4 protein-coding genes are annotated in these 4,360 nt (G+C 63.5%); 1 reads left to right on the top strand and 3 read right to left on the bottom strand.

Annotated elements, in window-relative coordinates; genetic code table 11:
* Positions 1-169: 169 nt before the first annotated feature.
* Positions 170-481, top strand: a complete 312-nt coding sequence (locus QWL29_RS26345) for a hypothetical protein (RefSeq protein WP_305825819.1) — start codon at positions 170-172, stop codon at positions 479-481.
* Positions 482-774: 293 nt separating this feature from the next.
* Here QWL29_RS26345 and QWL29_RS26340 read toward each other — a convergent pair whose 3' ends face one another.
* The 3 genes from QWL29_RS26340 to senB all read right to left on the bottom strand — a co-directional run bounded on the left by QWL29_RS26340 (position 775) and on the right by senB (position 4,193).
* Positions 775-1,938 (bottom strand): GGDEF domain-containing protein, encoded by a 1,164-nt coding sequence (locus QWL29_RS26340; protein ID WP_305825818.1) that lies wholly within the window; start codon positions 1,936-1,938, stop codon positions 775-777.
* A 199-nt stretch (positions 1,939-2,137) separates the two neighbouring features.
* Positions 2,138-3,187, bottom strand: coding sequence for a selenide, water dikinase SelD (gene selD, locus QWL29_RS26335; RefSeq protein ID WP_305825817.1), 1,050 nt, complete (start codon positions 3,185-3,187; stop codon positions 2,138-2,140).
* A gap of 25 nt (positions 3,188-3,212) precedes the next feature.
* Entirely contained in the window at positions 3,213-4,193 is a 981-nt protein-coding gene (gene senB / locus QWL29_RS26330; RefSeq protein WP_305825816.1) for a selenoneine biosynthesis selenosugar synthase SenB, read from the bottom strand.
* Between the last annotated feature and the right edge of the window lie 167 nt (positions 4,194-4,360).

Genomic DNA, 4,360 nt, shown 5'->3' with positions numbered 1-4,360 from the left:
TTAGGGGGGAGGGGTTCTGGTAACAGACCCTTCCTACCCTCCTCAGTCGCGTGCGTCTATTTTGCTTTTATTGTATGGTGACAGCTTCTTGACTTGATACCCTGATATAGGGTGGGTTGTTTTTGGGATCATTAGGCAGTGCGCATTGGAGGTGATTGTGAAGTCGTCAATGATATTTTTTCTGGTGGCGGTCTTTTGTAGTGGTGTGATGGCGGAGCCTGGCTCGAAAGAGCTTCCGGGTAAATCATCAAAAACCGAAGCGAAAGATAAAAAGTCTCATTCGAAACGGGTGCCATCCCAATACGAAATCGCACCAGATTATGATTTTGATTGGGATATGTTTAATCATCAAGGAAGGATGATTTGGACATGTCGTGGTGTGCAAACCGGCATATTCGTTGATGAGTCGATCTGTAGCGGCAAGAACAAGAACGATATGCGCTGGCCGGAAAAACACCCGCCGGCTGAATGGTACGAATAAAGCGCTTAAAGGCTTAGGCCGCTTGCTTTAGCAATGCTGTGAGCCAGGTCATTTATTTTGCAAGCAGCCGCATGTCGGTTGACTTTGATGGCCTGGTTAAAAAGATGTGGATGCAGGCCCCGCTGTAATGCGAATCGATGACGAAGAGGTTTACGCCCGCCATTGTGAACCCACTTTTGCCGTCATACATAAAAACGTGGGCTGCGGACTTATCTACTGTGGTTGATGAAGCAACAAAGTCGTCTGCGCACGATAAATTTGGTTCACATTCAACTTATTTCGTCTTAATTCCTTCAAAGCACAACGCTGCGGTTGCGTCCCGCCGACTTGGCGGCATACAGCGCGCGGTCGGCGCGTTCGATGGCCTGGTCGATCGGCTCGCCGTCTTCGTAGCGGGCGAATCCCGCCGAGAAGCGCACGCGCAGGTCGGGCAGGGCCGGGCTGGCCGGCATCACGGCCAGGGTATCGCGCAGGCGCGCCACGCCCAGGGTCGGTTCGCCCGGCGGGGTTTCCGGCAGCAGCAGCAGGAATTCCTCGCCGCCCCAGCGGCCGATCATGTCGGTATTCCGCAGCACCTGCTGCGCCTGGTTGGCAAAGGCGCGCAGCACGGCGTCGCCGGCGGCATGGCCGAAGGTATCGTTGATGTTCTTGAAGTGATCCAGGTCGATGATGCAGACGTAGAAGCGCGGGCCGCCGCGCGCATGGCGCGTCGCGTGTTCCTGCAGCAGGGTCATCATGCGGCGCCGGTTCGGCAGGCCGGTCAGTTCGTCGCGCGCCGCCATCTCGTTGATATGGGTGAGCGCCTGTTCGAGGGCGATCTTCTGGGTCTTGACGCGGGTGCGCATGTCCATCAGCTGGCCCGACAATTGCGACATGGCCAGCATCACCACCGCCGTCAGCGCGAAATTGAAGAGTTCGAGACGCGCCGGATACAGTTCGGGCTGGTGGCGCACGCACCAGTACATGACCGCGCCCATTACCGCCACCGTGTACAGGCTGGCCACGCGCAGGGCCGCCGGGCGCAGGCTGAACATGCCGAACACCATCACCAGCGACAGCATGATGACGGTGGCGCCATGCACCGGGCCGGTCATGGCGTAGCCGGTGGCGATCAGGCTCTGGGCCGAGATTACCTGGGGCAGGGCCAGGGTGGGATCGCTGAAGCGGCGGTTCAGGCCGCTGCGGATGGTCGTGTAGAAGCCGACCATGAACAGCCCGAACAGGCCGGCCAGCCAGGCAATGTTTTTTGCTTGCGCAACGCCGATCATGGTGGCGTAGCCGAGCAGCGCCACGACGGTGGCGGTGACGAGGGCGGCCAGCAGCAGCAGGCTGAGCGTGCGGCGCTGGCGGCTGTCGGTCGTCAGGATCGCGTCGCCCAGGCGGCTCAGCCAATGGGGGAGGCGCTCGAGGTCAGGGTCGGGATCGGGGGGCGCGGATGCGGCCACGGGCGTCGGCATGTGTCTCTGGAAGTCGTCTTGGGTGTCGAGTCCGGTCTGCGCCGGCGCTGCGATTATACAACCGACAATTCTCAAAAAGATAATTTGTTGCCAGAGAGATGCAAAAATAATTGCGTAGACAAGCGTCGAGAATATGTCAGGCGCAACGATATGCATCCCTGCGGACGGCGCCGGGGGAGGCACCGTTTTTGCATCGGCCTCAGGCGTCGACCACGACCCGGGCGCTGCCTGCGTCCATGCGGCCGATGACGCGCGCGTCGCCGAAGCCTTCGTGCGCAAACAGGGCCAGCACCGCATCGGCCGCTTCCGGTGCGCACGACACCAGCAGGCCGCCCGAGGTTTGCGGGTCGGTCAGCAGGGCGCGCTGGGCCGCGCTGACATTTTCCGCCAGCACCACATCCTTGCCGTAGGCATCCCAGTTGCGGCCGGATGCGCCGGTAAAGTAACCGTCGTGGGCCAGCTGCAGCACGCCGGGCAGCAGGGGAATCGCGTCCATGTCGAGCCGGGCTTCCAGCCCGGCGCCGCGCGCCAGTTCCAGCAGGTGGCCGAGCAGGCCGAAGCCGGTGACGTCGGTCAGGGCGTGCACGCCGTCCATTTCGGCCAGCAGCTTGCCCGGCTTGTTCAGCTTGGTGGTGTTGGCGATCATCGCGGCATAGCCGTCCTCGCCCAGCGCATCCTTCTTCAGCGCGGCCGAGAGCACGCCTACGCCCAGCGGTTTGCCGAGGATCAGCACGTCGCCGGCGCGGGCGTCGGCATTGCGCTTCACGCGGTCCGGATGCACCAGGCCCAGCACCACCAGGCCATAGATCGGCTCGACCGAATCGATGGTGTGGCCGCCGGCGATCGGAATGCCGGCTTCGGCGCACATCGATTCGCCGCCGCGGATGATCTCGCCGATGGTCGCCAAAGGCAGCTTGTTGATCGGCATGCCGACCAGGGCCAGCGCCATGATCGGGGTGCCGCCCATGGCGTACACGTCGGAGATGGCGTTGGTGGCGGCGATGCGGCCGAAGTCGAAGGGATCGTCGACGATCGGCATGAAGAAGTCGGTGGTGGCGATCAATGCCTGCTCGTCGTTGAGTTTGTAGACGGCGGCGTCGTCGGCCGTCTCGATACCGACCATTAATTGCGGCGGCACGGGGAAGCCGCTCGACTTCTTCAGGATCTCGGCCAGCACGCCGGGTGCGATCTTGCAGCCGCAGCCGCCGCCGTGCGAGAAGGAAGTCAGTTTGATGGTCTGGTCGCTCATGTTCGGTTCCACTTTATTGGTTGATTCAGGGGGCGCTTGCGCGCAGCAGATTATCCACCAAGTCGCACAAGGCTGCTTGCTCGGTGGCCGGGGCGAACAGCGGAGCGCGTGCGGCGCACTGGCGGCGCAGCAGGGCGTCGAATGCGGGGTCGCTTGCGATGCGGTCGAGCAGCCGGGCCAGGGCGGCGGCGTCGCCGGGCGCGAAGTAGCCGGGATAGTCGCGGCCCAGCATGCCGAGGTTGCCGTCGATATCGGAGGCGAGCACCGGCACGCCGCTGGTGACGGCTTCGATGATGACGTTGGCGCCGCCTTCCATGCGGGAGGCGATCACCATGGCGGCGCAACGCTTCAGGCGCTGGCGCGTGGCGGCGCGGGTCATCGGGCCGAGCCAGCGGTAGCGCTCTGTTGCCTGTTCGGTGATGCTTGCCGCCTCCGCCAATGCGGGGTCGAGCGCGTCGCCGATGTGCAGCAGGCGCAGGCGTGGATGTGTCACCAGCTGCGCGGCGCGCATGAAGGTTTGCGGGTCTTTTTCGGGGCGCAGGTGGCCGATCATGCAGATGTCGAGATGGCGCCGGTTGCCGCCTGGCGCCGGCAGCAGGGCAGGGGCCGACTGGTAGATCACGCGGGCCTTGGCGCGCAGCCGCGGCGGCAGGCGCGCCAGGCCGGCCTCCTGCAGCACGACCAGGGCGCTGGCGTGCTCGAGCGAGGCTTGCGCCTCGGGCACGGTGTCGATGTCGCGGTAGAGGTCGGTGCCGGTCAGGACCAGGATGCTGGGTTTGTCCGGGTGACGTGCGCAGAAAGCGGCCAGCGCCGCGGCCGAGCGGCGTGCGTGCAGGGCGATTAACAGGCCGGGTTCCGGTTCGTTCGCGTCCGGCCAGCTTCCGGCGACGCGCACTCGATAGTCCTTGCCCAGGGAGCGCGCCCAGCGGCTGGCCGTCTGCCAGTTGCCGTTGTTGTCGCTGGCAGCGGCCGGGCTGACGATAGCAATGCAGGGGCGGGTGTTCACAGAGCGAAGCAGCGGTATGGAAGAAGGCGGGATTATAAGAGGCATAAGCTAAGCGCGTCGTACGGCCGTGAACGGATGAGATCGCGCCGTGATGACATGCCGGATGGCCACGGACGGATGAGATCGTATCTATGGACTCCACCCGTTTTGCAAGAAGAAGATTGAAT

This window comes from Massilia brevitalea (genome assembly GCF_030711405.1).
Classification (GTDB): Bacteria; Pseudomonadota; Gammaproteobacteria; order Burkholderiales; family Burkholderiaceae_D; genus Telluria; species Telluria brevitalea.
This window is presented reverse-complemented; position numbering and strand designations above follow the sequence as displayed.